The sequence below is a fragment of the Frankia sp. RB5 genome, assembly GCF_059816245.1.
The window spans coordinates 1-2,521 of sequence record NZ_JCBATA010000138.1; the positions used below are offsets into that span (position 1 = coordinate 1).

Annotated in this window: 1 protein-coding gene; it reads right to left on the reverse strand. The window is 69.6% G+C overall.

What is annotated here, in order from left to right:
* On the reverse strand, positions 1-2,521 hold a 2,521-nt coding region (locus tag AC6EXY_RS33135), incomplete at both ends, for a type I polyketide synthase (protein ID WP_499819010.1).

Below are 2,521 nucleotides of genomic sequence, written 5' to 3' on the forward strand. Positions count from 1 at the left end.
TTCGGTGAAGGTGGGGCTGGTGGCGAGGAGGTGGGTGGCCATGCCTGCCCATTGGGAGCCTTGGCCGGGGAAGATGAACACGGGTTGTTCGCTGCCGGGGTGAACATGACCGGTGGTCAGGACGCTGCGGGCGAGGTGGAGAACGCCAGCAGTTCCAGCAGTTCCAGCAGTTCCAGCGCTTCCTGGTGCGCTGGGTGTGCTGAGGGCGGAGAGGCCTTCGAGCAGGCCCGTGCGGGTGCCGGCGAGAACGACCGCTCGGTGATCGAACGTGTGCCGCTGCCGCAGGGTGCTACTGACCCCGGTCAACGGCAGATCGGGATTGTCGGTGAGATGCCGGTGAACACGCCGTGCGTGCTCGCGTAGGGCATCAGGCGTGCGGGCGGACAACGGAAAGAACAAGGGTGTGTCGGCGGCTTCCGCCGTTTCATCCGCGTCCGCGCCCCCAGCGAGAGCCGGGTCTCCCGAGGTCTCCGACTCTCCGGATTCCAGACCGTTCCTCTTTCTGGTAGCAGGCGTTGTGGTGGGGGGTTCTTCGAGGATGATGTGGGCGTTGGTGCCGCTGATGCCGAAGGAGGAGATGCCGGCGCGGCGGGGGGTGTCGCGGGGTGCCCAGGGTTGGGGCGTGGTGAGGAGGTGCAGGTTTTCGTTGTCCCAGTCGATGTGGGGGGTGGGGTGCTCGGCGTGCAGGGTGGCGGGGAGGGTGCTGTGGCGAAGAGCTTCGATGATTTTGATGGCGCCGGCGATGCCGGCGGCGGCCTGGGTGTGGCCGATGTTGGATTTGAGACTGCCGAGCCAGAGGGGCTGGTCGGTGGGGCGGTTCTGGCCGTACGTGGCGAGCAGGGCGTGGGCTTCGATGGGGTCGCCGAGGGTGGTGCCGGTGCCGTGGGCCTCGATGACGTCGATGTCGGTCGGGGCGAGGCCGGCGTTGGTGAGCGCGGCGTGGATGACACGTTGTTGGGCGGGGCCGTTGGGGGCGGTGAGGCCGTTGGACGTGCCGTCCTGGTTGATGGCGGTGCCGCGGATGACGGCGTGGATCGGATGGTTGTTGGCGACCGCGTCGGTGAGGCGTTCGAGGAGGAGGACGCCGACGCCTTCGGACCAGCCGGTGCCGTTGGCGTCGGCGGAGAACGAACGGCAGCGGCCGTCGGGCGACAGGGCGCGCTGGCGGCTGAACTCGACGAACATGTCCGGGCTGGCCATGGTGGTGACGCCGCTGGCGAGGGCGAGAGAACTCTCGCCGGAGCGCAGGGACTGGACGGCGAGGTGGATGGCCACGAGGGAGGAGGAGCAGGCGGTGTCGATGGTGACCGCGGGCCCCTCGAACCCGAACACATACGACACCCGACCGGAGGTGACGCTTCCGCTGTTGCCCGTGCCGATATAGCCCTCGAGATCCGTGGGCGTGGTGTTCAGCCGGGCGGCGTAGTCGTGGTACATCATTCCGCTGAAGACACCGGTCGGGGTTCCGCGGAGCGTGTCGGGGTTGATGCCGGCGTGCTCGATGGCCTCCCAGCTGGTTTCGAGCAGAAGCCGCTGCTGCGGGTCCATCGCGAGCGCCTCGCGCGGGCTGATCCCGAAGAACTCGGCGTCGAAACCACCCACGTCGGTCAGGAACCCTCCCGCCCGGGCATAGGAGGTGCCGAAATGGTCAGGGTCGGGATGGAACAGGGAGTCCAGATCCCAGCCCCGGTCGGTGGGGAAAGCGCCGATGGCTTCCTTGCCGGCCTCGACCAGCCGCCACAGATCCTCCGGCGAGGCGATACCCCCCGGGAAACGGCACGCGATCCCCACCACCGCGATCGGCTCGTTGTCGAAGGCGGCGGCCTGCGGGGTCGTCACGGTCGCCGCCGGTGCCCCACCGAGCTCCTGGCCGAGGTGCCGGGCGAGCACGGCCGGCGTCGGGTAGTCGAAGGCCAGGGTGGCCGTCAGCCGTAGACCGGTCGCGGCGTTCAGCCGGTTGCGCAGGTCGACCGCGGTCAGCGAGTCGAATCCGACCTCCCGGAACGACCGGTCGGGCTCCACGGCGAGCGGGCTGGCGTGTCCGAGCACGTCGGCCACCTGGCCGCGCACCAGCTCCAGCAGGGAGGCCTCCCGCTCGGCGGGGGTCAGCGGGGCAAGCTGGCGGGCGAGGGAGTCCTGGTGCGCGTCGTCCCTGGCCGCCGCGGCGCGTCGCGGCGGCGGTGGCACGAGACCCCGCAGCACGGTGGGCACCGGTGACCGCGTCGCCTGGGCCCGTAGCGCGGCCAGGTCGAGCTGCGCCGTCACCCAGGTCGCGCGCTGCGCTTTCCGATTCCGACCGGCGGCCAGAACGCTGTCGAACAGAGCGAGGCCGTGTTCGTCTGACATCGGCACGATGCCCTGCCGCTGCATTCTTGCCACGTCGCCCTGGTTGAGCTGTTCGGTCATGGTGCTGGTTTGTTGCCAGTAGCCCCAGGCGAGGCTGGTGGCGGGGAGGTTGTGGGTGTGGCGGTGGTGGGCGAGGGTGTCGAGGAAGGTGTTGGCGGTGGCGTAGTTGGCTTGG